Raw genomic sequence first — 25375 nt, forward strand, 5'->3', positions numbered from 1 at the left:
TGTCAGACCCGCCGGGCAGTATGGACACGTGAATCCACTCGACAGGTTCAGTGACCTGACCCGGGAGTGGTTCGCGGCTGCCTTCAGCACGCCCACCCCGGCCCAGGAGCAGGCCTGGCAGGCCATCGCCGACGGCCACAACACGCTGGTCATCGCCCCGACCGGGTCCGGCAAGACGTTGGCGGCGTTCCTCTGGGCCATCGACCAGCTGGCGCAGGAGCCCACCAACACCAACGGCGCCAAGGGCACAAAAGTCCTCTACGTCTCGCCGCTGAAGGCGCTCGCGGTCGACGTCGAGCGCAACCTGTCCACGCCGCTCACCGGCATCACGCGGGTCGCCGGGCGCGTGGGCGCACCTGCGCCCAGCATCACCGTCGGGGTGCGGTCGGGTGACACCTCGCCGGCGCAGCGGCGCCAGCTGATCGCGACGCCGCCGGACATCCTGATCACCACGCCCGAGTCGCTGTTCCTCATGCTGACGTCGGCAGCCCGCGAGACGCTGGCGACGGTGCGGACCGTCATCGTCGACGAGGTACACGCCGTCGCCGCCACCAAGCGCGGCGCGCACCTGGCCCTGTCGCTGGAACGTCTCGACGAGCTGCTCGACAAGCCCGCTCAGCGGATCGGCCTGTCCGCGACCGTCAAGCCACCCGAGGAGGTCGCCCGGTTCCTGTCGGGAGCGGCCCCCACCAGCATCGTCAAACCGCCGGCCGCCAAGACCTTCGACCTGAGCGTCGAAGTACCGGTGCCGGACATGGCCAACCTCGACGGCGGCACCATCTGGCCCGATGTCGAGGAACGCATCGTCGACCTGATCGAGTCACACAATTCGTCGCTGGTGTTTGCCAACTCCCGGCGCCTGGCCGAACGGCTCACCGCGCGGCTCAACGAGATTCACGCCGCCCGCTCGGGCATCGAACTGCCCAATGAACGCAATCCGCAGGTCGGTGGCGGCGCGCCCGCCAACCTCATGGGCAGCGGGCAGACCTTCGGCGCGCCGAGCCTGCTGGCCAAGGCCCACCACGGCTCGGTCAGCAAGGAGGCCCGGGCGCAGGTCGAAGAGGATCTCAAGAGCGGCCGGCTCAAAGCCGTCGTCGCCACGTCCAGCCTGGAACTCGGTATCGACATGGGCGCCGTCGACCTGGTCATCCAGGTCGAGGCGCCACCTTCGGTGGCCAGTGGTCTGCAGCGCATCGGCCGCGCCGGCCACCAGGTCGGTGAAATCTCCGAGGGTGTGCTGCTGCCCAAGCACCGCACCGACCTGATCGACTGCGCCGTCACCGTGCAGCGGATGCGCGCGGGCGAGATCGAGACCCTGCAGGTGCCCACCAATCCCCTCGACGTGCTGGCCCAGCACACCGTCGCGGCGGCGGCTCTTGAGCCCCTCGATGCCGACCGCTGGTTCGAGGCCGTCCGCCGCAGTGCACCGTTCGCCGCCCTGCCGCGCACCGCCTTCGAAGCGACGCTCGACCTGCTGGCCGGCAAGTACCCGTCCACCGAGTTCGCCGAGCTGCGGCCGCGTCTGGTCTACGACCGCGACACCGGCACCCTGACCGCCCGGCCGGGCGCGCAACGGCTGGCGGTCACGTCCGGCGGGGCGATCCCGGACCGCGGCATGTTCACCGTCTACCTGGCCACGGGTGACGAAAAGCCCTCGCGGGTAGGTGAACTCGATGAGGAGATGGTCTACGAGTCGCGGCCCGGCGACGTCATCTCCCTGGGCGCCACCAGCTGGCGGATCACCGAGATCACCCATGACCGGGTGCTGGTGCTGCCCGCGCCGGGCCAGCCCGCGCGGTTGCCGTTCTGGCGCGGCGACGCCGTCGGCCGTCCCGCCGAGCTGGGTGCGGCGATCGGCGCCTTCACCGGGAAGCTCGCCGGACTGCCTCGCACCGAGTTCGACGACTACTGCAGCACAATGGGTTTCAACGGCTACGCCACCGACAACTTGTGGCAGCTGCTCGACGAGCAGCGGCAGGCCACCGGTACGGTGCCCACCGACACCACGTTCGTGGTGGAACGGTTCCGCGACGAGCTCGGCGACTGGCGGATCGTCCTGCACTCCCCCTACGGGCTGCGGGTGCACGGGCCGCTGGCGCTGGCGGTCGGCCGACGCATCATGGAGCGGTACGGCATCGACGAGAAGCCCACCGCATCCGACGACGGCATCGTGCTGCGGCTGCCCGATACCGGGGAAAACCCGCCCGGCGCAGACATTTTCGTCTTCGAGGCCGACGAGATCGAGCCCATCGTCACCGCTGAGGTCGGCGGGTCGGCACTGTTCGCGTCGCGTTTCCGTGAATGCGCGGCACGGGCGCTGCTGCTGCCGCGGCGCCATCCCGGCAAGCGGTCGCCGCTGTGGCATCAGCGGCAGCGCGCCGCGCAGCTGCTCGACATCGCCCGCAAGTACCCGGATTTCCCGATCGTGCTGGAGACGGTGCGCGAGTGTCTGCAGGACGTGTACGACGTCCCGATGCTCATCGAGTTGATGCGCCGCGTCGCGCAACGCCGGATCCGGGTGCTCGACGTGCAGACCGCCACGCCGTCGCCGTTCGCCGCGTCGCTGCTGTTCGGTTACGTCGGTGCGTTCATGTACGAGGGCGACAGTCCACTCGCCGAACGGCGGGCTGCCGCACTGTCGTTGGACGCCACCCTCCTGGCCGAGCTCCTGGGCCGCGTCGAACTGCGCGAACTGCTCGACCCGGACGTGGTGGCGTCGACCATCCGCCAGCTGCAGCATCTGACCGAAGACCGGGCCGCCCGCGACGCCGAGTGCATCGCCGACCTCCTGCGACTGCTCGGTCCGCTCACCACCGAGGAACTCCGGCAGCGTTGCACCGCAAGCGATGTCGAGGCCTGGTGCGCCACCCTGCAAGCTGCCAAACGCGCCGTATCGGTGACCTTCGCCGGCCAGAGCTGGTGGGCCGCCGTCGAAGACATGGGCCTGTTGCGCGACGGCCTCGGTGTCGCGGTGCCGGTCGGCGTGCCGGCCAGTTTCACCGCCACCGTGACCGACCCGCTGGGTGAACTGCTCGGCCGCTACGCCAGGACCAACGGGCCGTTCACGACGACGCAGGCCGCCGCCCGGTTCGGTCTCGGTCACCGGGTGACCGCTGATGCCCTGAGTCGGATGGTGCTGGACGGCAAGCTCATTCGCGGTGAGTTCACCGATCTGCCGGACAGCGTCGACCAGCAGTGGTGTGACGCCACGGTGCTGAAGATTCTGCGGCGCCGGTCGCTGGCCGCGCTGCGGGCCCAGATCGAACCCGTGAGCACCGCCGCGTACGCCCGGTTTCTGCCGGCCTGGCAGCAGTTCGGTGATGCCCGCGGCATCGACGGCCTGGCGTCGGTCATCGAACAGCTTGCGGGCGTGCCGATTCCGGCGTCCGCGGTCGAGCCGCTGGTGTTCGGCCAGCGGGTGACGGACTATCAGCCGGCGGTGCTCGACGAACTGCTGGCCTCCGGTGAGGTCACCTGGTCGGGCGCCGGCCAGATCGGCGCCAACGACGGCTGGGTCGTCTTCCATCGAGCCGACACCGCGCCGCTGTCACTGGCGCCGGGCACCGAGATCGAGTTCACCGACGCGCACCGCGAGCTGCTGGACACGCTGAGTAATGGCGGCGCCTACTTCTTCCGGCAGCTGGCCGCAGAGGACAGCACCGATGCGAAACAGGCGCTGTGGGAACTGATCTGGGCCGGCTGGGTCACCGGCGACACCTTCGCGCCGGTACGGGCGCTCCTCGGCAACGCGGGACGCAAACCCGGTGGATCGCACCGGCAGCGGCAGCAGCGTCCGCCCCGGCTCAGCCGGTACAGCGTCGCCCGGCCGCAGGCCCGCACCGTCGATCCCACTGTCGCCGGCCGGTGGTCGGCCCTGCCACCCGCTGAGCCGGAATCCACGACACGGGCACACTTTCAGGCCGAGCTGCTCCTCAACCGCTATGGCGTCGTCACGCGTGGCGCGGCCGACGGTCTGCCCGGCGGCTTCGCCACCCTCTACAAAGTGCTGACCGCTTTCGAGGAGGCCGGACGCTGCCAGCGCGGGTATTTCATCGAATCCCTCGGTGGCGCACAGTTCGCGGTGGCCTCGACGGTGGACCGGCTGCGCAACTATCTCGACAACGTCGACCAGAGCAGCCCCGACTACACCGCCATCGTGCTCGCCGCCACGGACCCGGGAAATCCCTACGGCGTCGCGCTCCCCTGGCCCGAGGCAGCCGGCCACCGGCCGGGCCGCAAGGCGGGTGCGCTGGTCGCATTGGTCGACGGCGAGTTGGTGTGGTTCCTGGAGCGCGGCGGAAAATCGTTGTTGTCGTTCGGCGCCACCCCGGAACAACAACGCGCGGCGGCCGGTGCGCTGGCGGAGCTGGTGAGCACCGGTCGGCTGCAGTCGCTATTGATCGAGAAGGTCAACGGGGAGCCGGTATTGGCCCCTACCCCCGACGCGGCGCAGGCCGAGGTCCACGCCGCGCTTGCCGACGCCGGTTTCTCCCGAACGCCGCGAGGGCTGCGGCTGCGCTAGGCCTCCGGCAAGACGTTCGGCAGTATCGACCGCATGGAAAGTGGGTTGTCAGACGCCGCCATCGCCGCGATGACGCCGGCGCAGCGGCACGACCTGATCATGCGCTTGCAGCGTCCACTGGATGAAGTGTTCCCGCCCGCGCTGGCGAGGAGGATGCGGCGCATCCGGCTGACGGTGATGACCGGCAGCTGCATCGTGCTGATCCCGTGGGTCGTCTATCTCGGATTCACGCTTCCGGACAACTACACGGCGCACAACTGGCCGGCGACCTGGATCGGTTTCGACGGTCTCCTCGTCGCGTTCATGGCCACGACCGCGGTGCTGGGCTGGTTGCGTCGTCAACTCGTGCTGCTCACCGCGTTCACGACGGGGGTGCTGTTGGTCTGTGATGCCTGGTTCGACGTCATGACGTCCGATTTCGGCCACGACTCGACGGTGCCGTTGCTCACCGCGGTGTTGATCGAGCTGCCACTGGCGGTGCTCATGATGACCGGCGCCATCCGGATTCTGCGTCTGACCGCGACGCGGCTGTGGTTCCTCGAACCCGGCGCACCGCTGTGGCGGCTGCCGCTGCTGCCCTAGCTGGTCGAGGGTGCGGGTGGTGGTTCGAAGGGTTGGTACCACCACCATTGGGCGCGCTCCCCGGTCGGACCGGGGCAGGGCGGCACATCAGCGCGGGCCGTGGTGGGTGGCCGGGCCAGGGATCCGCCGTCGAGTGGGCGACCCGCGGCGTCGGTGACGACGAGTCGGTCGGCCGGCCCGGTGATCGTGATGACCCGCTGGTGGTGCAGCCGGTGATGGTACGGGCACACCAGCACCAGGTTGTGCAGCTCGGTTTCCCCGCCGTTCTCCCAGTGAATGATGTGATGGGCGTGCAAACCCCGGGTGGCCCCGCACCCGGGGACCCGGCAGCACGGGTCCCGGTGCTCCAGCGCGCGGCGCAACCGGCGACTGATGGTGCGGGTGCTGCGCCCGGCCCCGAACAGCTGCCCGTGCTTTTCGAGCCACACCTCGCACGTCGCATCGCACAACAGCAGTTGGCGTTCCTCCTCGGTGAGCACCGACCCCAGATGCAAGGCGGCCGTGCGCTGTTCGAGGTCCATATGCACGACGACGGTGGTGCGCTGCCCATGCGGCCGCCGTGCCACGTCGGTGTCCCAGCCGGCCTCCACCACGCTCATGAACGCATCCACCTGATTCGGGAACGGCGGCACCTGCTCCGCCACTTGCCCTTCGGTGTCCTCGTGGTCGCGCTTCCAGTCCGCGACCAACGCATCCTGATGTGAGGCCAGCGCCGCATCGAACTTCGCCGCCTCCAGCTTCGGTAGCCGAATCTTGTAGGTGACCGAGCCGTCGTCGTGGCTGGTCTTGGAGATCGACCGCTCCGGTTCGGACTTCGGCTCCGGCTCCGGCCGGGGCTCGAGTTTCACCGCCGTGCGCAGTTGGGTGACCGTGGCGGATTCGGCGAACTGCGCGTAATGCTCATCAGAACCCTCGCCGGCATGCTCGGCGACCACCCCGACCTGATCCAGCGACAACCGGCCCGCCCGCATCGCCTCCGCGCAGCGCGGGAACTCCTCGAGCCGGTGCGCCACCGCCATCATCACTTCCGCATTACGCGGCGAGACACCGGTTTTCCACGCCATCAACGACGCCATCGACCGGGCACCGGTGGCACCCCAGAGCCCGTCCCGGTCGATCTCGGCGGCAATCTGCACCAGCCGCGCGTCGATCGCGTTGCGCTGACCGGTCAGCTCACCGATCTCCGCGAAGTACGCATCCATCCGCTCACACGGCGACGACTCAACATCGAAAGCCGTTGCGGTGCTGGACATGACACCATCAAACCAGAAGGGTACGACAAAAATTCGCACCCAGCCGCTGGCCTACTCCTCAAGCAGCAGAGGGGTTTTCGAGCACAATGGCAACGCCTTGACCCGATCCGACGCAGACGCCGATGGCTCCGTAGCGGGCATTGCGCTCGCGCAGTTCGGTGGCCAGGGTCAGGACATACCGGGCACCGGTGGCGCCGAACGGGTGGCCGATCGCCACGGCGCCCCCGTTGGGCGTGAGCTTCTCGTCGGGCACGACGAATCCGTCGAGCTGATTGGGCAGCTCTCGCAACACCCCGAGGGCCTGCGCGCTGAACGCTTCGTGGACCTCCCAGACATCGATCTGCTCAGGAGTCAGACCGGCACGTCTGATGGCCAGGGGCAGGGCCCACGCCGGTGCCAGCCCCATGAACAGCGGGTCGATCCCGTACACCGCCGAGGACACCACCCGCGCCAACGGCTCGACGCCGAGTTCCGCCGCGCGCTCCCCCGACGCCAGCACCAAAGCGCTGGCGCCATCGGTGAGCGGCGTCGAATTGGCCGCGGTCATCTGGGTCGTACCCGGCTGCGGGCGCAGCGCCGCCAGTTGCTCGGCCGTGGTCTCGTCGCGGATGAATTCGTCGTGCTCGAACAGCCGCGCCGGCGACTTCTTCGTCGCGGCGATCTCGACCGGCATGATCTCCTTGGCCAGGCGCCCGGAATCGCGGGCCGCCTTGGCATTTCGCTGTGTGCGCAGCGCGAAGGCGTCGATCTCCTCGCGCGTCAGACCGTAGCGATCAGCCACCTTCTGCGCGGTCTCGATCATGCTGATGTAGGCGTTGCGCGCCAGCAGCGCCGGGTTGGGCGGGCCGCCGGCACCGGCCCACATGGTGTCGAGCAGGATGACCGGCCCGCGCGGCGCGAACGGTGCGTCGCCTTTCATGTAGGCCCAGCCCGATCGCGACATCGACTCGACGCCGCAGGCCATCCCGACGCCCAGGTCGCCGGCCCGGATCGCGTGGGCGACGTTGATCGTGGCGCTCAGCGACGACCCGCAGAACCGGTTGATGGTCGTCCCGGCCACGGTGTCCGGGAATCCGGCGGCGAGCGCTGCCCAGCGGGCGACGTCACCCATCCCCTCGTGGGCTGGGTTCACACAACCGGCGACGACATCCTCGATGGCGCCGAGTTCGACGCCGACGCGTTCGCACGCGCCCTTCATCGTCATGCCGAGGAGGTCATCGGTGCGGATGTGCGACAGCGAGCTGCCGTACCGCGCAAACGGAGTGCGGACACCACCAAGCACAAATGCTTCTGTCATCAACCGTCTCCCGCTCGATATCGAGCCGAGCGTACCGCTGACGACGCTCCGCCAGAGGGCAATCCGCCAGGGCCGCGCGAGCAGCAGACGCTAGGCCGGGTGCGCGCGCAACCAGTCCAGCACCTGCTGCGCGTGCGCGTTCGGCGGGAAGATCGGGTAGAAGACGTGCTCGATGCGGCCGTCGCAGATCACCATGGTGAGTCGGGTGTAGAGGCGCGGATGCCCGTCGGCAGCGAACGTCGGGAGCCGCAGCGCGTCGGCCAGAACGAACGTCTCGTCGGACAGCATGTGGAACGGCAGCCGCAGCCGCCGCACCACTTCCGCCTGATAGTCGACGTCCTGGCTGGACATTCCCCAGACCTGGCTCGCCCCAGCGGCTTTCAGTTCGGCGAAGTGGTCACGGAAGTCGCATGCCTCGGTGGAACACCCTCGGGCCCCGGGAATCGCATCCCAGCCCGCGGGGAGGTCAGCACCGGGACGGCCGGTCAGTGGATACAGATACACGATCGTCCGCCCCGCCGGCAGCTGCCGCAGCTGGACTTCCCCGCCGCCGCTCGACCTCAGCGTGATGTCGGGGACCTCCAGGCCGACGAGATGATCAGCGGCACCGTCGTTTTCGGGGACAGGCAGGCCGGCGGGGAGCGTCGTGAAATCTGTCAACGGTTCGTCCTTCTTGTCGAATGCTCGGCATGCGGCCGCGTCGAGCCGCGCCGCGAGGTCGTGTCGGCGCCGCGTCAGCGACGCGATGGTCTCGTCGAGGACGGCGATGCTGTCCCGATACGCCACGAGCGACTCGGGACACTCGTCGCTGTGTTCGTGGCCATGACGAAGGCAGTCGATGAACGGTCCGGCCTTCGACGGGGCGATGCCGACGGCGGCGAGAGCACGCACCTCGCTGACGATCTGCACATCCTCTTCGGAGTAGTCCCGGTAGCCGTTGGGCAGGCGCGACGGCGCCAGCAGGCCGAGGTCCTCGTAGTACCGCACGGCCTTGGTCGACGCGCCCGTCCGCCGGGCCAGCTCGGAAATCTGCATGGTCAATGTCCTCAATCGAGAGGGTAAACATTGCCGCCGGGGGCAAGTTCAACTTCCGCGGCCGCGGGACCCGCTCACACCGGGTCCTAGAGTGAAGCCATGGCCCTGCACACCCCGTTGACGGAACTGTTCGGCATCGAGCACCCGATCGTCCTGGCCCCGATGGGCGACGTATCCGGTGGCCGGCTGGCAGCCGCGGTATCGGAGGGTGGCGGGCTGGGTCTGATCGGCGGCGGCCGCGGCGACCTCACGATGCTCGCCACCGAATGCCAGTTGGCCAAGCAGGGCACCGAAAAACCCTGGGGCGTCGGCCTACTCACCTGGGCGGTCAATCAGGAGATCATCGACTGGGTGATCGCGCAGCAGCCCGCCGCCATCATCTTGTCGTTCGGCGACCCCGCCCCGTTCGCCAAGGCCATCCACGACGCCGGCATTCCGCTGCTGTCCCAGGTCCACAGCCTCGATGAGGCCAAGCAGGCCCTCGACGCCGGAGTACAGGTCCTGGTCGTGCAGGGCCGGGAAGCCGGGGGCCACCACGGCGGCCGGTCGACGTTGCCGTTCGTGCCCGCCGTCGTCGACATCGCGCACGGCATCCCGGTTCTTGCCGCCGGTGGGATAGCTGACGGCCGCGGCCTGGCCGCTGCACTGACCCTCGGCGCCGCGGGCGCCATGATCGGCACCCGATTCGAGGCCACCCACGAGTCCCTGCTCAGCGCCGCCGAGTCGAAGGTCATGCTCAAGGCGAAAGCCGCGGACACCACCAGCGGCCGTGCCATCGACATCGCCGCGCGGCCCGTCGAAACGCGTTGGCCCGCCGAGTATCCGGCGCGCACGTTGCGCAGCGTCTTCACCGACACGTGGCAGGACCGCGACGCCGAACTCGACGCGGATCCCAAGGCACAAAACGAGTTCCGCACCAAGGTCGCCGAGCTGGACATGGACTACGTGCCGATCTGGGCCGGTGAGGCCCTCGACCTGATCGACGAGCTGGAACTGGCCGCTCCCCTGGTCCAGAAAATCGCGCACGACGCCGAACGCGCGCTGACCCGAGCCCACGCCTACATCCGCTGATGCCCGAAGGCGACACCGTTTTTCACACCGCAGCGATCCTCCGCGAGGCGCTGCAGGGAAAGACGCTGACGCGCTGCGACATTCGCGTCCCGAAGTTCGCCACCGTCGACCTCACTGGCCAGACGGTCGAGGACGTCGTCAGCCGCGGCAAGCACCTGTTCATCCGCACGGCCGAGGCCAGCATCCACTCGCACCTCAAGATGGAGGGTAAGTGGCAGGTCAACACCAGGCGCCGCCGACCTGACCACAAGACCAGAATCATCCTGGAAGCAGGCGACATTCAGGCGGTGGGTTCCGAACTCGGCATCCTGGAGGTCCTCCGGCGGGACCACGACGAGGAACCCGTCAAACACCTCGGCCCGGATCTGCTCGGCCCGGACTGGGATCCGCACCGGGCAGCGCAGAACCTCACCCGGGACCCCGACCGGCCGCTGCACGAAGCACTACTCGACCAACGCAACCTAGCCGGCGTCGGCAACGTCTACGCCAATGAGCTGTGCTTCATCGTCGGCCGCCGTCCGACGGCACCGGTCAGCACAGTAAAAGACCCGCTGCGGCTGGCGCAGCGGGCCCGGGACATGTTGTGGCTGAACAGAAATCGGTGGAACAGGACCACAACGGGCGATACCCGGCCCGGCCGTCAACTCTGGGTGTACGGCCGGGCCGGGCAGGCGTGTCGCAGGTGCGGGACGCTGATCGAATCAGGCGACCGGAACCGGCACCAGAACCTCGACGTCGTCGGCGACCTCAACAATCTCCGTGACCGGATCACCTTCTGGTGCCCGCTTTGTCAGCCATGAGTCCGGCAGGGCCAGGCGGCAGATCTTCTTGACCACCGAGAAGAACTGCTTGTGGATCGGGCCGGTGTTGTAGGGCAGATCGTACTTCTCGCACAGTGCCTTGACCTCGGGCGAGATTTCCGCGTAGCGGTGCGCCGGGATGTCGGGGAACAGGTGGTGCTCGATCTGGAACGACAGGTTGCCGCTGAAGATGTGGAACCACTTGCCGCCGGACAGGTTCGCCGAACCCAGCAGCTGGCGGTAGTACCACTGGCCGCGGGTCTCGCTCTTGGTCTCCTCGATGGTGAACTCGTGCGTGCCCTCGGGGAAGTGGCCGCAGAAGATGATCACGTACGACCACACGTTGCGCATCAGGTTCGCGGTCATGTTGCCGGCGAACACGAACGGCAGGAACGGCCCGGCCAGCAACGGGAACGCCACGTAGTCCTTGATGGTCTGCTTACGGACCTTCGCCCACATCTCGCGCAGCATGTCCTTCTTGTCGCGCAGGCGGATTTCACCGGTGCGGATGCGCTCGGCCTCCAGCTCGTGCAGCGCGACGCCGTACTGGAAGAACACCATCAGCAGGAAGGCGTACACCGGGTTGCCCAGGAAGTACGGGCTCCACTTCTGGTCCTCGCTCATCCGCAGGATGCCGTAGCCGATGTCGCGGTCCATGTCGACGATGTTGGTGTAGGTGTGGTGCATGTAGTTGTGCGAGTGCCGCCACTGGTTGGACGGGCAGGCCGAATCCCACTCGAAGTTCTGGCCGCGCAGCGCCGGGTCGCCCATCCAGTCGTACTGGCCGTGCATGACGTTGTGGCCGATCTCCATGTTGTCCAGGATTTTCGACAGGCCGAGCATCACGGTGCCGATGGGCCAGGCCGGCGGCAGGAACAGCAGGGCGCGGCCACCGACCTCCAGCTTGCGCTGCATGGCGATGATGTTGCGGATGTAGTCGGAGTCGCGGTCACCGAGGTCGGCGAGGTGGCGTTCGCGGATGGCGTCGAGCGCGCGGCCGAATTCGTCGAACTGCTCGGGGGTCATGGGGGCGGGACGCTGAGCCATGGTTCGTCTCCTTTGTGTGTGGGCTGGGTGGGTGGTCTAGAGGTCGATCTGGACGTCGCCGCACGGGGCGGTCACGCAGATTTCGATGTTTTCGTCAGGGGTTGTCGAGACGGCGCCGGTGATCAGGTTCTTCACGGGGCCGCTGATCTTCTTGCGCGTGCAGGTGTGGCAGATGCCCATGCGGCAGCCGTTGGTCGGGTTGAGGCCGGCGGCCTCGGCCTGCTCCAGGATCGAGCGACCGTCGTCGACGACGTCGACCTTGCTCTCGGTGAAGGCGACGCTGCCACCGGAGGCCTCGGTCGGGACCGCGATGACCGGGGGCACGAAGCTCTCGGACTGCGCGCCCGGCAGCAGGTCCTTGACCGCGTCGACGAGTGCCGGCGGGCCGCAGACGAACACCGCATCGGGGTTGGGCATCGCGGCGGCCAGGTGGTCCGGGCCGAAGTGGCCGCTGAGGTCGCCGCGGTTGGACCGGGTGTAGCTGTGCAGCACCTTCACGCCGGGCGTTGCGGCCAGCTCGGTGGCGTACGCGGCCTCTTCGGGGTTGCGGGCGTAGTGGATGAAGGCCACCTCGCCGTCGAAGTTCTCCTCGCGCAGCGTGCGCAGCATGGACAGCACCGGGGTGATGCCGCTGCCGCCGGAGACCAGCAGGATGCGCCGGGGCCGCTGCTCGGGCAGGACGAAGTCACCACCGACGGAGTCGAGGTGTACGACCATGCCGGGCTCGGCGTGCTCGAACAGGTGGGTGGAGACCAGGCCGCCGTCGTGCAGGCCGACGGTCAGCTCGATGACCGGGCTGCCCTCGGAGTTGGCCGGCGAGTAGCACCGGGTGCGGCGACGGCCGTCGATCTCGACGGTCAGGTTGATGTGCTGGCCGGCTTTGAAGCCCTGCCAGGCGTCGTTGGGCTGCAGGGTCAGGGTGACGCTGCGCGGCGTCTGCCGACGGACCGCGACGACCTTGGCGCGGGCATCGTTGACAGTCCAGGTGCGGTCGAAAACCTCGGTGTACCGGTCCACGCCATGCGGGCCGGTGAGGATGCCAACCAGGGCGGAGCGCCGTACCCGGCGGCTCAAAGTTTCGGTGAACATGTGTACACAGTGGCCGACTCCAACCGTTCGCGTCAAGACTTAAAGTGCAGGTTGTTGCCCGGATCACAGGGTGAACATCCGTATCGATAACTCATACACATCTGTATCGATCTGCGGTTTCGGTGCGCTGTGTAAACTTTGTTCGGTGAACAGTCGTACCCCTGGTTCACGCGACCGGAGGTCCAGCCGCTCATCAAGCTCCCGCGTCCAGGACAACCTCTCTCGCGAAGAGCGCAAGGAAGCCACCCGCCGCGCCATCATCGCGGCCGCCCTCAAGCTGCTCGACGAGGACAGTTTCAGCGCGCTCAGCCTGCGTGAGGTCACCCGCGAGGCCGGCATCGTGCCGGCAGCCTTCTATCGGCACTTCGAAACCATGGACGCCCTCGGCCTGGTCCTGATCGACGAGTCGTTCCGCGCCCTGCGGGAGATGCTCCGTGGCGCCCGCGCCGGCCAACTCGATCCCAAGCGCATCATCGAGTCCTCGGTCGACATCCTGTTCAACAGCGTCGCCGAACGCCCCGAGCACTGGCGCTTCATCAGCCGCGAACGCAACAGCGGCGTCACCGCGCTGCGCTACGCGATTCGCACGGAAATCCGGTTGATCACCTCGGAGCTCGCGATCGACCTCGGCCGGCTGCCGGGGCTCACCACCTGGAGCGCCGAGGACCTGAACATCGTGGCCGGACTCTTCGTCAACACGATGATGACCACCGCCGAATCCATCGACGACGCCAACGACGCCAAGGCCCTGGACGACGTCAAACGGACCGCACGCAAGCAGCTGCGCATGATCGCCGTCGGCGTGGCCGGGTGGCACAGCGGCTAACGTCAGGCGCATGACAACGCTGTCGCTCGCATATCCTCGCCCCGATATCGCCGTCCTCACGCTGGACCGGCCGGACAAACTCAACGCGCTGAACCTCGAACTCGTCGAGGCCCTGCACAGCACCCTCGAGGAGATCCACCGGAACAACGAGTGCCGTGTCGTCGTACTCACCGGCGCCGGCCGCGGATTCTGTTCCGGCCTGGACCTTTCCGACCCCAACCCGCCGGAAGCCGGTGGCGGACTGGAATTTCCACGCTCGGGCATGCGCTGGCAGGAACGTATCGCCGAGCTGACCACGCGGATCCAGAATCTGCGCCAGCCGGTGATCGCCGCGGTCAACGGGCCGGCATACGGCGGCGGTTTCGCCATCGCGCTGGCCGCCGACATCCGGATCGCGGGACCCGGCGCACGGTTCTGCACCCAGTTCATCAAGCTGGGCATCGGCGGCTGCGACATCGGGGTGAGCTACACCCTCCCCCGGATCGTCGGCGCCGGGCAGGCGTTCGACCTGATCCTCACGGCCCGGACGGTCGAGGCCGACGAGGCGCTGCGCCTGGGGCTGGTCTCACGACTGTCCGCGGACGACGTCGTCGCCGATGCCCTGGCCATCGCCGAAACCCTGTGCGGCTACGGAAAATTCGGTGTCGAGTCGACCAAACAGGTGCTGTGGGCCAACCTCGAGGCCCCCAGCTTGCAGGCCGCACTGCATGTCGAGAACCGCAGCCAGATTCTCGCGGCCTCGGCCCACATCGATCTGGCGGCAAAAGCGTTCGGTAACCGGTAACTAGGGCACGCGCTTCTTCAGTCGTGCCACCCGGTGCAATTGACCGAAGATGTTGAGCGAGGTCAGCATCGGGATGCCGCCGATGAAGGTGCGGAACGAGGGGTGGCCGCCGTGGACCTGGAGTTCGTACATGCAGCCGACCACGTAGAAGAAGCCCATGGTGAACAGCAGCGCCGGTATCGCGTAGGCGAGCGGTGAGCCGGCGTCGGACACCAGTTCGTTCGCGTACTCGATCTCGTCCTGCGACATCGGTTGGCCTTGACGCACTTTGGCCAGTACGGCTTTGTGAGCGCCCACCTGTTCGCCCAATGCGGCGGGTGGCCGCCGCTCCAAGCCGCGGACGTACACGAAGACACACACCAGCAGGATCAGTGCCATCAACCCGGCAAGGATCGTCAGACCGCCCCACAGCTCGATGCCCGTCATGCGTCTCCTCCGTGCCGCCGCGCACCTGCACCCGATCCCGCGACCGCGGGATCACCGTCCTCCCACAGCAGCAGTTGACGCACGGACTGGCGAGATCCGTAGGGCTGCAACATCTGGCTGGCCGGGCGTGGCCGCACCTTGAGCGGCCACCAGAACCACCGTCCGAGCAGCGCCGCGATGGCCGGTGTCATGAACGACCGCACGATCAAGGTGTCGAACAGCAGACCGAGGGCTATGGTCGTCCCGATCTGACCGAGGACCCGCAGGTCGGCGAACACGAAGGACGCCATGGTCGCGGCGAACACCAACCCGGCCGAGGTCACCACCGCGCCCGAGCCGGCCATCGCGCGGATGATGCCGGTGTTGATGCCGGCGTGAATCTCCTCCTTGAACCGCGAGACCAGCAGCAGGTTGTAGTCCGACCCCACAGCCAACAGCAGAATGACGGCCAGCGCCAACACGATCCAGTACAGCTCGATACCGAAGATGTCCTGCCAGATCAGCACCGAGAGTCCGAAAGAGGCGCCCAACGACAGCGCCACGGTACCGACGATGATGACGGCCGCGACGATGCTTCGGGTGATGAACATCATCACCAGCAGGATCAGACTCAGCGCGGCGATGCCGGCGATCATGAGGTCATATTTGGCGCCGTCCTGAATGTCCTTGTAGGTGGCCGCGGTTCCGGCGAGATAGATCTTCGACCCGCCCAACGGCGTGCCCTTGACCGCTTGCTGCGCGGCGTGCCGGATGGCGGCGATGTGCGAAATACCCTCCGGCGTCGCGGGATCACCGTCGTGCGTGATGATCATCCGGGCGGCCTTGCCGTCCGGGGACATGAACAGCTTCATACCGCGCTGGAACTCGGGATTGGTGAACGCCTCGGGCGGTAGATAGAAGGAGTCGTCGGTCTTCGACGCGTCGTACGCCTGGCCCAGCGCGGTGGCGTTCTGCAGCGATGCGGCAGCCTGGTCGTTGAGACCCTTGTTCGTGGCGTAATTCGTCATCGTCAGCTCGCGGTTGGTCTCCTGACTGGCGATCTGCGGCGGGATCAGCGCGAGCAACTTCGGTTGCAGCGCATCGAGTTTGGCGATGCTTCCCGCGACGTCGTTCAGTTGATCGGTCAGCTCGTCGATGCCGTCGAGCGCGTCGAAGATGGACCGCAGGGCAGCGCAGACCGGGATGTCGTAGCAGTGCGGCTCCCAGTAGAAGTAGTTGCGCAGCGGGCGGAAGAAATCGTCGAAGTTGGCGATCTTGTCACGCAGGTCCTGGGCGGTCGCGACCGTCTGCTGGAATGCCGTGGCCTGCTCGTGGGTGATACCGCTCGACTGCTGTTGCAGCGCATACTGTTGCCGCAGAATGTCGATCGACTTGTTGATCACCTCGACCTGCTTCAGCAGGTCACCGCTACGCGCCTGCTGGAACGGCAGGTTGTTGATCTGGCCGGCGTTCCCGGCGCTGATCAGGAACGGTATCGACGAATGGTCCAGCGGCGTCCCCAGCGGCCGGGTGATCGACTGCACCTGTGCGATGCCGTCGGTGTGGAAGACCGCTTTCGCGACGCGCTCGAGCAGGATCATGTCGGTGGAGTTCCGCAGATCGTGGTCGGCTTCGATCATCAGCAGTTCGGGATTGAGCCGGGCCTGGGAGAAGTGCCGTTCGGCGGCAGCGTATCCGATGTTGGCGGGCGCGTCGGCCGGCATGTACGGACGGGTGTCGTAACTCGTCTTGTAGCCGGGCAGGGCGATCAGGCCGATGAGGGCCACCGCGATGGTCACCACCAGGATGGGGCCGGGCCAGCGCACGATGGCGGTACCGATGCGCCGCCAGCCCTGGGTCTGCAACTGGCGCACGGGTTCGAAGAGGCCGAAGTGCCGGCCGATGCACAGGAGCGCGGGCGCGAGCGTCAACGCGGCGACCACGGCGACGAGAACGCCTGTGCCGGCCGGGATTCCAAGGCTCTCGAAGTACGGCAGCCGGGTGAACGTCAGGCAGAACACCGCACCCGCGATGGTCAGGCCCGATCCCAGGATGATGTGTGACGTGCCGTGATACATGGTGTGGTACGCCTCGACGCGGTCCTGCCCGGCGTATCTGGCTTCGTGGAACCGGCCCAGCAGGAAGATCGCGTAGTCGGTGCCCGCGGCAATGACCAACAGTGTCAACAGGTTTGTCGAGTACGTCGACAGCTCGATGATGCCCGCATTGGCCAGCGACGCGACGACGCCGCGAGAGGCCGTCAGCTCCATCATCACCGTGAAGATCACCATGATCACCGTCGTGATCCGGCGGTACAGCGAGAACAGCATCACCATGATCACGCCGATGGTGATCAGGGTGGTCTTCAGCGTCCCGTGGCGGCCCACCTCGAACTGGTCGGTGATCAGCGGCGCGGCACCGGTGAGATACACCTTCAAACCTGTTGGCGGCGGGGTGTTCTCGATGATCTTGCGGACGGAGTCGACGGACTCGTTGGCCAGCGATTCACCCTGATTGCCGGCGAGATACACCTGCACCAGCGCGGCCTTGCCGTCGGCGCTCTGCGATCCGGCCGCGGTCAGCGGGTCACCCCAGAAGTTCTGGACATGCTGGACGTGCTTGGTGTCGGCGGTGAGCTTGTCGATCAGGCCGTCGTAGTAGTGGTGTGCGTCCGCCCCCAGCGGCTTGTCGCCCTCCAGGACGATCATGGCCGAACTGTCGGAGTCGAACTCCTGGAAGACCTTGCCGATCCGCTTCGCCGCCTGCAGCGACGGGGCGTCCGTCGGACTCAGCGACACGTTGTGCGACTCGGCGACGGTCTCCAGTTGCGGCACAAAGACGTTCGTGACGACGGCCAGGCCCAGCCAGAAGAACGCGATCAGCACCGAGTACCGGCGGATGAAGTCGGGAACGCGGTTGGCGCTCATCCGGATTTGTCCAGACAGTAGGTGAAGGCGTGCACGGTGTTCACCGTTCTCTCGTCCTTGACGGCGTCATCGATGGTGATGCGGCAGCCGATCGAGTCGCTGTCGCCTTGGGCCTGAAGGTTGACGAACACCGCGGGCTGCGTGGTGGTCGTGTCGTACGTCCACGGCAGCGTGACGGAGTCGGCGCGCTGCGGTTGGGCATTGACGTCCAGGTAGGTGACGGTGGCGACGGTGCCCGGCGGTCCGTAGACCTCCATCACCACATGCTTGGGGTTGAACGGCACGATGTCGTTCACCGCACCACTCGGGGTCGAGGTGACGTCATGCGAGGCGAAGATGCCCTGCAGTCGGTACACCGCGAACCCGGCGACCACGACCACCACCACGGCCACCACATACATCCAGTGCCGGCCGAGTCGGCGCCTGATCGAAAGCTGCTGCATCCGTGCCCCTTTCAATCCGTACGCGAGGCACGGACTGCGCGGAACGCCTTCTAGCGTGGCTAATCAAGAAGGTTGACGGTATGACAGTAGACCCGCTGGGGCTATAATTCAACACGTAAAGAATTCTGTGAATCAGGGAGTCGAATGAGCCAGCGACCCACCCGCGGTGGACGCCGCCCGGGCCCCAGCGGCACCCGCGAGGCGATCGAGGAAACCGCGCGAAAGCTGTTCGCGGAATTGGGATACGAACGGACCTCCCTGCGGCAGATCGCGCTGCAGGCCGGCGTCGACCCGGCGCTGGTCAGCCACTTCTACGGCAAGAAGCGCGACCTGTTCCTCGCCGTGGTCGAACTGCCGGTCGAGCCCGCCACGGTCATCGGCCGGGTGCTCGACGGCGACAAGGACTCAGCGGGGCTCCGGCTGGCGACGTTCATCCTCGAGGTTCTCGACGATGAAGTGCGGCGACAACCCATGATCGGCATGGTGCGCGCGGCCACGGCCGAACCCGAAGCCGCGAAGCTGGTCCGGGACTTCCTGGCGCGCAAGATCATTGCGCCCATCGCCGAAGGACTTGGCTCCGCCGATGCCGACTACCGCGCCGCGCTCGTCATGTCGCAGGTCAACGGTTTCGCGATGGCGCGCTACGTCATCGGCCTGGAACCACTGGCCAACCGCTCGAACGAACAGCTCGCCGCCGACCTCGGCGTGACGCTGCAGCGCTACCTGCTCGGTGACCTCGCGCCGGACTGTGCCAGCTCGTGACGGATGAGGCGCGAGCTGTTGGTGACGACGGCGACCGACGACGCGTTGTGCAGGATCGCGGCGAGGACGGGCGACAATCCGCCGACCGCTCCGAGTAGCAGCCCGACCGCGTTCACCGCGATCGACATGGCGTAGTTCTGCCGAATCACGCCGACTGCGTGGTCACTGAGACCGCGCACGTCGAGCAGCCGCCGCAGGTCGTCTGTCGACAATGCCACGTCGGCAGTCTCGACGGCGACGTCGGTGCCGGCCAATCCCATGGCGATACCGATGTCTGCCGCGGCCAGCGCGGGTGCGTCGTTGACCCCGTCGCCCACCACCGCAACGGTGTAGCCCTCGTCATGCAGCGTGCGCACCAGGGCGAGTTTGTCCTCGGGTAGCGCGTTGGCCTTCCATTCGGTGATGCCGAGCTCGGCAGCGACGGCCTGCGCGGTGTCCGCGTGGTCACCGGTGAGCATGACGATCCGCTGCACACCCGAGGCCCGCAGGCGCGCAAGCACTTCTGCCGCTTCGGGGCGCACCTCGTCGCGAAGGCTGATCAAACCCACCAGTTCACCGTCGACGGCAAGCAGCAGTGGCGTCTCGGCCTGACGGCGCAAGCGCTGCACCCACGCATCGGCCTCGCCGCACACCGCGACGTCCTCGCGCTCCAGCAGAGACGGGCTGCCGAGCAGCAGCGTGCGACCGTCGGCGCGGGTCCGCATCCCCAGACCCACGAGTACCTCGCACTCCTCGTGCGGCGGAATCACGATGTGTTTGTCTTCGGTCGAGCGGATGACCGCTTCGGCCAACGGATGCCGTGAGTGAATCTCTGAGCTCGCGGCGTAGGCGAGAATTTCCTCGGGAGTCCAACTCTCCTGGAAAGAAACGATGTTCGTGACGATGTGCCGACCGAGAGTGAGAGTGCCGGTCTTGTCGAAGACCACGGCATCGGCCCGGCCGGCCGCCTCCAGATGTGAACCGCCTTTGATGAGGATGCCACGCCGTGCTCCGTTGCCGATGGCCGCGCTGATCGCGGTCGGGGTGGCGAGCCCCACCGCGCACGGGCACGCCACCAGCAGCATGGTCATTGCCCGGCGGACGTCGCCGGTGGCCACGAACGTTGCCGTTGCCAAGACGAACGACGCGGGCACGAACCGACGGGAGAAGTTCTCTCCCACCGTCTGGATCGGCGCCCGATCACGTTGTGCTTCTTCGACTCTCGCCACGATGCGGCCCAGCACCGTGTGACTGCCCACCGCGCGGGCCCGCACGACGACCCGGCCGCGGACGACCACGGATCCTGCGTGGACCGTCGCACCCGGTGCCATGGTCACCGGCAGCGTCTCACCGGTGATGGCGGACTGGTCGACGATCGCCTCCCCTGCGACGACCTCGCCGTCGACCGGGATCGCGACCTGCTCATGAACGACGACCAGATCGCCGATCCGCAGGGTTTCGGCGTTGACCTGCACCTCGGTGCCGTCGTGAAGCTGCACCCAGGCGGTGTCCTGAACGCCCCGCAGCAGGTCGGCGATGGCGCGGCGCGTACGACGCAGGGTCAGATCCTGAAGGTACTCACCGATGTTCAGCAGCCACAGCACCGTGAGTGCCACGACGTTCTCGCGCAGGATCAGACTCGCGATGGTCGCCGCGGACACCAGCAGATCGGTGCCGGGCGACTTGCCCCCGCGCAGTGCGCGCAGCGCACCGCGCAGGAACGGGTATCCGGTGACGATGGTCGCTCCGGTGGCGAACGTGCGGCTGGCCGGCCCGAGCAACCGCGGGCGGGCCAGGCCGTAACGACGGACTCCCAAGAGCGCGAGAGCCAGAGCACCGAGCGCCATGCGCAGTACATCCGCGTTGTGAATGTCGGCCGAACGCGGCGAGCGAGCCGGCACCAGCTGCCGCGGCGTGGCCTGCGCGGCGCGGATCGCGGTCAACAGTTCCGACGTGTCGCAGCGCTGCGGCGAGTACCAGACCACCACCGACGCGGTCCGCGGGTAGGCGTGGACAGTTCTGACGCCACCGACCTTGTCGACGGCATCTTCGATCGCCACAGCGCCGACGGCGTCGCCCCGCAGCCACGGAACCCGAACCCGAATCCGGCCCGCTGCAATGGATATCACCGTCAGATCGGCGTCCGCGGCGATGCGGGACGCATCTGCCACGTCGGTCAGCACATCAGTGGTCATGGGAATGTTCGGCGTCGGCCACCGACGGCGGCGGCACCTCCTCGCCGATTCGCTCTCGTGCTTCGGCCATCACATCGGCGACCTTCAGCCGGGCGTTCTCTGCCGCCTCCTCGGCTTTGCGGGTACCGCGCAGCGCCCACGATGCGGTGGTGACACTCGCTTCGTGGATGGGCGCCGCACGCAACGCTTTGCGCAGCACGTCGTACGCCGCCACGCCGATGACGCCCGTGGCCACCGTCCTGGTGGCTTTGATCAGTGCTGGGTGAATCGACATCAGGCGGTCCCTCTCGTGGTGTGATGTGTTGTGCAATTGTGGTTTTCACGCGTTCTCCGGTGATGAGGCACGAGTAGCGGCCGTGATCATGGCGGACCGGGCCGGCACCGCGGACACGTGTCATACAGCCCAAGGTAGTGCGTGATGCCCCTGCGCGGCGGGCTTGCTTCAAATGACACGCCTCAGACGTGGCTGTGCGCCGCAGTCCACGCCGGTAGCGGATCCGCGTAACGCAGCCAGGCACCCGTGCCGGCCGCCACTTCGTCGTCGGTGAGGAGCGCCGCGTCGAGAAGCGCTCGCACCTTGCCCGCTTCGAGGCGGATACCGATGAAGACGATCTCCTGACCGGGCTCGATTTCGGTGCTCGTCCAGTACTGGGCGGGTTCGATGGTGAGGTTGGGGCCGGCCTGCGACCAGATGGCAGCGATGTTCGGCCGGGTGGCGATCCAGCAGAAACCCTTGCTGCGCAACAGACCTCGCACCTGGTCGAGGGCATCGGCGAGTCGCTGCGGATGGAACGGGCGATCGGCACGGAACGTCATGCTGCTGATCCCGTACTCCTCGGTTTCCGGGGTGTGCCCGTTGGCGATCTCTTCATCCCACCCGGGAGCCTCCGCGGCAAGTTCCGGATCGAACAAGCCGGTGTCCAAAACGGTTGCCAGCGGCACGATCCCGTGCTCGGTGCGCTCGATCCGCGCATTGGGGTTCAGACGCCGCACGACAGCCTCGACGGTCGCGGTCGTCTTGGCGCTCACGAGGTCGGTCTTGTTGATGAGAATGACGTCGGCGAACTCGACCTGGTCGACCAGCAGATCGGCGATGTTGCGGCCGTCGCCGTCGGCCACCGCGAGGTTCCGCTCGGTGAGCGCTTCCCCGCGCGCCAGTTCCGGCAGGAAGGTGCACGCATCGATGACGGTGACCATCGTGTCGAGGCGGGCGAGCTCGGACAGGACGAAGCCGTCCTCGAACTCCCAGCTGAAGGTCGCCGCCACCGGCATCGGCTCGGAGATGCCCGTCGACTCGATCACGATCTGGTCGAATCGGTTCTGCCGGGCCAGATCCGCGACCGCGGTGATGAGGTCCTCACGCAGGGTGCAGCAGATGCATCCGTTGGTGAGCTCGACGAGCTTCTCTTCGGTCCGGTCGAGATGACCCTGACCGGCGATCAGGGCCGCGTCGATGTTCACCTCGCTCATGTCGTTCACGATCACCGCAACCCGGCGACCCTCCCGGTTGGCGAGGATGTGGTTGAGCAGCGTCGTTTTGCCCGCTCCCAGGAAGCCCGAAAGCACGGTCACAGGGATCAGGGCAGCTGAAGTCGAGAGCATGTCTTAATGATAATCATTTTCATTAAGGAAAAGCGAGTCACCACCCGGAAATAATCCGGACCGCAGTCCGGTTGGTGATCGGCAGAGGCCGGACAGGCCGGCCCTCGAACCAAGCAAAGGACAGGCACATGACCTCCACCGCAACCGCTCCCCTCAGCGTCGGCACCTGGGCGATCGACACCGCCCACTCCACCGTCGAGTTCTCGGTACGCCACCTGATGGTCAGCAAGGTCCGCGGGAAGTTCGAGAACTTCAGTGGCGCCATCACCGTCGCCGCCGACGGCACCCCGTCGGTCACCGCCGAGATCGACGTGACGTCGCTGAACACTGGCAACGAGCAGCGCGACGGCCATGTGAAGTCGGCCGACTTCTTCGACGCCGAGAACCACCCCGTCGCGACCTTCGTCTCGACCGCGGTGCGCCCCAACGGCGATGCGTACCTCCTCGACGGCAACCTGACCATCAAGGGCAACACCCGCCCGGTCACCTGAACCTGGAATTCAACGGCGTGAGCCCCGGCATGGGCAACGGCGAGGTCTCGGGCTACGAGGCGTCAGTTGTCATCAACCGCAAGGACTTCGGCGTCGACCTCGACCTGCCGATGGAGACCGGTGGCGCCGTCGTCGGCGACAAGGTCACCATCACCCTCGACATCGAAGCCGTCAAGCAGGCCTGATCCACAGGCAATGCCGGGCCGGGTTCCCCCGCGTCCTGTCGCCCGGCCCGGCATTGCCCATCGCCTTCGCTACTCCGGCCAGGCGTTGTTCTGAATGAGATCCACCATGTTCGTCCGTTCGAACGACGGATCGAAGTGTGCGAGCACATCGTCGTTCATCGTTCCGAACGTGGTGGCCGGCCGATGGGCCATGCCGTCGTTGAACGCCCGCAGGATGCGGTTCTTGAAGTCGGGACGCGGATGGGCGGCAACCACTTCGGCGCGCTGCTCTGCACTGATCTCGTCGAGGCCCAGCCCGATGACGTCGGTTTCGACACCCAGAATCACCACCGCGACCTCGGGCGCCAGGTGGTGCGGGACCTCTGGAGTGGTGTGCAGCGCGATCGCGAGCCACACATTCGTCGCTTCCTGCTCACTCCGGCCGAAGTCCAGCAACAGTTTTCGAGCCAGGTCGGCCCCGTCGATCTCGAACCGTTGATGCTTGGTGCCGTACTCCGTCGTCAGGCCCAGATCGTGGAACATGCCGCCCACGTAGGCGAGTTCCGGGTCGACTTCGAGGCCCCGCGCAGCGGCCTTCAACGATCCCCACAGGAACACCCGGCGGGAGTGGTTGAACAACGTGTCGTCGGTCGCCTTCCGCACGATCGAGGTGGCCTCCCGGACCAGCTCGGTATCCGGAATCGTTACTCCTGCAATGACTTCGGTCATGATCGTCAACTCTCCGTCGGACTTGATTGGATACAGTCCATTTTGTCCGCGGATCGGCCCTACCTGACAGGGCGCGCAATGCCACGCATCCCACAAATCAGGACATGTCAGACGTACTTCTCGTGCACGTAGCACCACCGCCAGTTCTCGCCCGGCTCGAAGGACTGCACGATCTCGTGTCCCGGCGTTCGCGCGTGCGCACTCGCATGTTTCATCGGCGAGGAATCACAACAGCCGACGTGCCCGCACGTCAGGCACAGCCTCAGGTGCACCCAGCGGGTGCCGGCCGCGATGCAGTCCTGGCAGCCCTTCGTGGTCTGCGGGGTGACCAGGCGGACGTTCTTCAGATGCGAGTCGCCGAAGATGGATGCCACAACATCCACGGTAGCCCCGGTACGCCCGGATTACCGGGACGCGCGCGGCCCGACTTCGGCCAGCAGCATCTCGGCCAACTTCGCGCTGGCCGGGCCGATCTGTGATTGTTCCGCCGAGGCCAGGTAGATCTGCCACACGATCGCGGGCCGAATCTCTATGGCGCGCAAGTCCGGAAAGTTCGCGGCTTCACTGCCCGGCATGATGATGGTGCCCAACCCATGCTGAACCAGCCTGGCTGCGATCGAATATTCGAGCGCGACCTCGTGCGGGGTACGCGCCGAGACGCCGGCCGCCGAAAACGCCGATTCCACCAGCCTTCTGAGCCCGAACTCGGGAGGGAAGCCGATCAGGTCTTCGTCGCACAGTTCCGTGAGGTCCACGTGACGACGCTGCGCCAGGCGGTGGTCGGCACGGCAGACGAAGACCATCGGCTCTTCACACATCAACTGCATCTGGACCCGTGGCGGGAACCGGTCGGGCGCCGACACCAGCGCCAGGTCGAGTGAACCCTCCGCGATCGCCGAAAGGTAAGCAGCCGAACCGGTTTGACTCTGCCGCAGCCTGATCTGGACGAAGGGGTAGGTGCGGTGGAACTCCCCGAGCACCTTCGGCACGTCCAAGGTGCCGAAGGAGATCAGCGAACCCAGATCGACGGTTCCGGACAGCTCGCCACGGAAGTCGCCGACCGAATCCTTCGCCAACCGCGCGGTCTGGATGACGCGCCGGGCGTGTTCGCGAAACAACTCACCTGCCGGCGTGATCTTGATCTGCTGCTTGGTCCGATCGAACAGCTCGACGCCGAGCTCCCTCTCCAGCTTCGCGATCGACATCGACAGTGCGGATTGCACGACATGCACCTGCTGCGCCGCACGCGAGAAGTTCATCGCGCCGGCCACCGCGAGGAAGTGTTCGAGCTGACGCAGTTCCATGGCGACAACCTATCAATGATGCTGATCGGAAAGATCAACTCTGTTCATTGGACTTGATTGGTCCGGAT

General features: G+C 66.9%; 21 protein-coding genes and 1 pseudogene. 8 read left to right on the forward strand and 14 right to left on the reverse strand.

What is annotated here, in order from left to right:
- Nucleotides 1-28: 28 nt before the first annotated feature.
- Both VXD91_RS29045 and VXD91_RS29050 read left to right on the forward strand, forming a co-directional pair.
- Nucleotides 29-4522 (forward strand): ATP-dependent helicase, encoded by a 4494-nt coding sequence (locus VXD91_RS29045; protein ID WP_346417012.1) that lies wholly within the window; start codon nt 29-31, stop codon nt 4520-4522.
- A 33-nt stretch (nt 4523-4555) separates the two neighbouring features.
- Entirely contained in the window at nt 4556-5104 is a 549-nt protein-coding gene (locus tag VXD91_RS29050; protein WP_346417013.1) for a hypothetical protein, read from the forward strand.
- Here the strand turns inward: VXD91_RS29050 and VXD91_RS29055 are convergent.
- The 3 genes from VXD91_RS29055 to VXD91_RS29065 form a co-directional block, all read right to left on the reverse strand.
- The gene (locus VXD91_RS29055) at nt 5101-6357 is read right to left on the reverse strand and encodes an HNH endonuclease signature motif containing protein (RefSeq protein ID WP_346417014.1); all 1257 of its coding nucleotides are present in this window, start codon (nt 6355-6357) and stop codon (nt 5101-5103) included. The genes VXD91_RS29050 and VXD91_RS29055 overlap by 4 nt on opposite strands.
- A gap of 58 nt (nt 6358-6415) precedes the next feature.
- Nucleotides 6416-7654, reverse strand: a complete 1239-nt coding sequence (locus tag VXD91_RS29060) for a thiolase family protein (RefSeq protein ID WP_346417015.1) — start codon at nt 7652-7654, stop codon at nt 6416-6418.
- Between the two features lie 90 nt (nt 7655-7744).
- Entirely contained in the window at nt 7745-8689 is a 945-nt protein-coding gene (locus VXD91_RS29065) for a MerR family transcriptional regulator (RefSeq protein WP_346417016.1), read from the reverse strand.
- A gap of 99 nt (nt 8690-8788) precedes the next feature.
- On the opposite strand from VXD91_RS29065, the gene VXD91_RS29070 reads away from it, so the two are divergent.
- Both VXD91_RS29070 and nei2 read left to right on the forward strand, forming a co-directional pair.
- Nucleotides 8789-9760 (forward strand): nitronate monooxygenase, encoded by a 972-nt coding sequence (locus VXD91_RS29070; protein WP_346417017.1) that lies wholly within the window; start codon nt 8789-8791, stop codon nt 9758-9760.
- Nucleotides 9760-10560: an endonuclease VIII Nei2 gene (gene nei2 / locus VXD91_RS29075; RefSeq protein WP_346417018.1), complete on the forward strand. Its 801-nt coding sequence runs from the start codon at nt 9760-9762 to the stop codon at nt 10558-10560. Before VXD91_RS29070 ends, nei2 begins: the two co-directional genes overlap by 1 nt.
- Here nei2 and VXD91_RS29080 read toward each other — a convergent pair.
- The gene (locus tag VXD91_RS29080; protein ID WP_346417019.1) at nt 10462-11607 is read right to left on the reverse strand and encodes an acyl-CoA desaturase; all 1146 of its coding nucleotides are present in this window, start codon (nt 11605-11607) and stop codon (nt 10462-10464) included. The two genes, nei2 and VXD91_RS29080, sit on opposite strands and share 99 nt — an antisense overlap.
- Before the next feature lie 36 nt (nt 11608-11643).
- A complete protein-coding gene (locus tag VXD91_RS29085) occupies nt 11644-12696 on the reverse strand; it encodes a ferredoxin reductase (RefSeq protein WP_318986400.1) in 1053 nt (350 codons plus the stop codon).
- Between the two features lie 145 nt (nt 12697-12841).
- Here VXD91_RS29085 and VXD91_RS29090 point away from each other — a divergent pair, with 145 nt between their 5' ends.
- Nucleotides 12842-13522, forward strand: coding sequence for a TetR family transcriptional regulator (locus VXD91_RS29090; RefSeq protein ID WP_318986399.1), 681 nt, complete (start codon nt 12842-12844; stop codon nt 13520-13522).
- 10 nt (nt 13523-13532) lie between these two features.
- Nucleotides 13533-14306 carry an enoyl-CoA hydratase-related protein gene (locus VXD91_RS29095; RefSeq protein WP_318986398.1) on the forward strand — a complete coding sequence of 258 codons (774 nt, stop codon included), beginning with the start codon at nt 13533-13535 and terminating at the stop codon, nt 14304-14306.
- Here the strand turns inward: VXD91_RS29095 and VXD91_RS29100 are convergent, their stop codons facing one another.
- Genes VXD91_RS29100 through VXD91_RS29110 form a run of 3 tightly spaced genes read right to left on the reverse strand, consistent with a single transcriptional unit; the run spans nt 14307 to nt 18081 of the window.
- Nucleotides 14307-14732 carry a hypothetical protein gene (locus VXD91_RS29100; protein WP_346417020.1) on the reverse strand — a complete coding sequence of 142 codons (426 nt, stop codon included), beginning with the start codon at nt 14730-14732 and terminating at the stop codon, nt 14307-14309. It lies immediately after the preceding gene.
- A complete protein-coding gene (locus tag VXD91_RS29105) occupies nt 14729-17638 on the reverse strand; it encodes an MMPL family transporter (RefSeq protein ID WP_346417021.1) in 2910 nt (969 codons plus the stop codon). The genes VXD91_RS29100 and VXD91_RS29105 overlap by 4 nt, the downstream gene beginning before the upstream one ends.
- Nucleotides 17635-18081 (reverse strand): MmpS family transport accessory protein, encoded by a 447-nt coding sequence (locus VXD91_RS29110; protein WP_318986395.1) that lies wholly within the window; start codon nt 18079-18081, stop codon nt 17635-17637. The genes VXD91_RS29105 and VXD91_RS29110 overlap by 4 nt, the downstream gene beginning before the upstream one ends.
- 144 nt (nt 18082-18225) lie before the next feature.
- Here VXD91_RS29110 and VXD91_RS29115 point away from each other — a divergent pair, with 144 nt between their 5' ends.
- Nucleotides 18226-18843, forward strand: coding sequence for a TetR family transcriptional regulator (locus VXD91_RS29115; protein ID WP_346417022.1), 618 nt, complete (start codon nt 18226-18228; stop codon nt 18841-18843).
- On the opposite strand, the gene VXD91_RS29120 is transcribed toward VXD91_RS29115, so the two are convergent.
- The 3 genes from VXD91_RS29120 to VXD91_RS29130 form a co-directional block, all read right to left on the reverse strand.
- Complete coding sequence (locus VXD91_RS29120; protein WP_346417023.1) at nt 18801-21017, reverse strand: cation-translocating P-type ATPase; 2217 nt, start codon at nt 21015-21017, stop codon at nt 18801-18803. The genes VXD91_RS29115 and VXD91_RS29120 overlap by 43 nt on opposite strands.
- On the reverse strand, nt 21007-21291 hold the full coding sequence (locus VXD91_RS29125) for a DUF1490 family protein (protein WP_029120166.1): 285 nt from the start codon (nt 21289-21291) through the stop codon (nt 21007-21009). The genes VXD91_RS29120 and VXD91_RS29125 overlap by 11 nt, the downstream gene beginning before the upstream one ends.
- 182 nt (nt 21292-21473) lie before the next feature.
- On the reverse strand, nt 21474-22619 hold the full coding sequence (locus VXD91_RS29130) for a GTP-binding protein (RefSeq protein WP_346417024.1): 1146 nt from the start codon (nt 22617-22619) through the stop codon (nt 21474-21476).
- 128 nt (nt 22620-22747) lie between these two features.
- Here VXD91_RS29130 and VXD91_RS29135 point away from each other — a divergent pair.
- A pseudogene (locus VXD91_RS29135) lies at nt 22748-23295 on the forward strand (YceI family protein).
- 69 nt (nt 23296-23364) lie between these two features.
- Here VXD91_RS29135 and VXD91_RS29140 read toward each other — a convergent pair.
- The 3 genes from VXD91_RS29140 to VXD91_RS29150 form a co-directional block, all read right to left on the reverse strand.
- On the reverse strand, nt 23365-24003 hold the full coding sequence (locus VXD91_RS29140) for an HD domain-containing protein (protein WP_346417025.1): 639 nt from the start codon (nt 24001-24003) through the stop codon (nt 23365-23367).
- A gap of 107 nt (nt 24004-24110) precedes the next feature.
- Nucleotides 24111-24377, reverse strand: a complete 267-nt coding sequence (locus VXD91_RS29145) for a UBP-type zinc finger domain-containing protein (RefSeq protein ID WP_318986391.1) — start codon at nt 24375-24377, stop codon at nt 24111-24113.
- 30 nt (nt 24378-24407) lie between these two features.
- Entirely contained in the window at nt 24408-25307 is a 900-nt protein-coding gene (locus VXD91_RS29150) for a LysR family transcriptional regulator (protein WP_212806652.1), read from the reverse strand.
- Between the last annotated feature and the right edge of the window lie 68 nt (nt 25308-25375).

It is taken from the genome of Mycobacterium sp. SM3041, assembly GCF_039668335.1.
In the GTDB taxonomy this organism is placed as follows: domain Bacteria; phylum Actinomycetota; class Actinomycetes; order Mycobacteriales; family Mycobacteriaceae; genus Mycobacterium.

What these genes read in the sequence shown, in the direction of transcription:
- VXD91_RS29050 (WP_346417013.1), top strand. Translation starts at nt 4,556, where the DNA reads ATGGAAAGTGGGTTGTCAGACGCCGCCATCGCCGCGATGACGCCGGCG.
- VXD91_RS29055 (WP_346417014.1), bottom strand. Translation starts at nt 6,357, where the DNA reads ATGTCCAGCACCGCAACGGCTTTCGATGTTGAGTCGTCGCCGTGTGAG.
- VXD91_RS29060 (WP_346417015.1), bottom strand. Translation starts at nt 7,654, where the DNA reads ATGACAGAAGCATTTGTGCTTGGTGGTGTCCGCACTCCGTTTGCGCGG.
- VXD91_RS29065 (WP_346417016.1), bottom strand. Translation starts at nt 8,689, where the DNA reads ATGCAGATTTCCGAGCTGGCCCGGCGGACGGGCGCGTCGACCAAGGCC.
- VXD91_RS29070 (WP_346417017.1), top strand. Translation starts at nt 8,789, where the DNA reads ATGGCCCTGCACACCCCGTTGACGGAACTGTTCGGCATCGAGCACCCG.
- nei2 (WP_346417018.1), top strand. Translation starts at nt 9,760, where the DNA reads ATGCCCGAAGGCGACACCGTTTTTCACACCGCAGCGATCCTCCGCGAG.
- VXD91_RS29080 (WP_346417019.1), bottom strand. Translation starts at nt 11,607, where the DNA reads ATGGCTCAGCGTCCCGCCCCCATGACCCCCGAGCAGTTCGACGAATTC.
- VXD91_RS29085 (WP_318986400.1), bottom strand. Translation starts at nt 12,696, where the DNA reads ATGTTCACCGAAACTTTGAGCCGCCGGGTACGGCGCTCCGCCCTGGTT.
- VXD91_RS29095 (WP_318986398.1), top strand. Translation starts at nt 13,533, where the DNA reads ATGACAACGCTGTCGCTCGCATATCCTCGCCCCGATATCGCCGTCCTC.
- VXD91_RS29100 (WP_346417020.1), bottom strand. Translation starts at nt 14,732, where the DNA reads ATGACGGGCATCGAGCTGTGGGGCGGTCTGACGATCCTTGCCGGGTTG.
- VXD91_RS29105 (WP_346417021.1), bottom strand. Translation starts at nt 17,638, where the DNA reads ATGAGCGCCAACCGCGTTCCCGACTTCATCCGCCGGTACTCGGTGCTG.
- VXD91_RS29110 (WP_318986395.1), bottom strand. Translation starts at nt 18,081, where the DNA reads ATGCAGCAGCTTTCGATCAGGCGCCGACTCGGCCGGCACTGGATGTAT.
- VXD91_RS29115 (WP_346417022.1), top strand. Translation starts at nt 18,226, where the DNA reads ATGAGCCAGCGACCCACCCGCGGTGGACGCCGCCCGGGCCCCAGCGGC.
- VXD91_RS29120 (WP_346417023.1), bottom strand. Translation starts at nt 21,017, where the DNA reads ATGACCACTGATGTGCTGACCGACGTGGCAGATGCGTCCCGCATCGCC.
- VXD91_RS29125 (WP_029120166.1), bottom strand. Translation starts at nt 21,291, where the DNA reads ATGTCGATTCACCCAGCACTGATCAAAGCCACCAGGACGGTGGCCACG.
- VXD91_RS29130 (WP_346417024.1), bottom strand. Translation starts at nt 22,619, where the DNA reads ATGCTCTCGACTTCAGCTGCCCTGATCCCTGTGACCGTGCTTTCGGGC.
- VXD91_RS29140 (WP_346417025.1), bottom strand. Translation starts at nt 24,003, where the DNA reads ATGACCGAAGTCATTGCAGGAGTAACGATTCCGGATACCGAGCTGGTC.
- VXD91_RS29150 (WP_212806652.1), bottom strand. Translation starts at nt 25,307, where the DNA reads ATGGAACTGCGTCAGCTCGAACACTTCCTCGCGGTGGCCGGCGCGATG.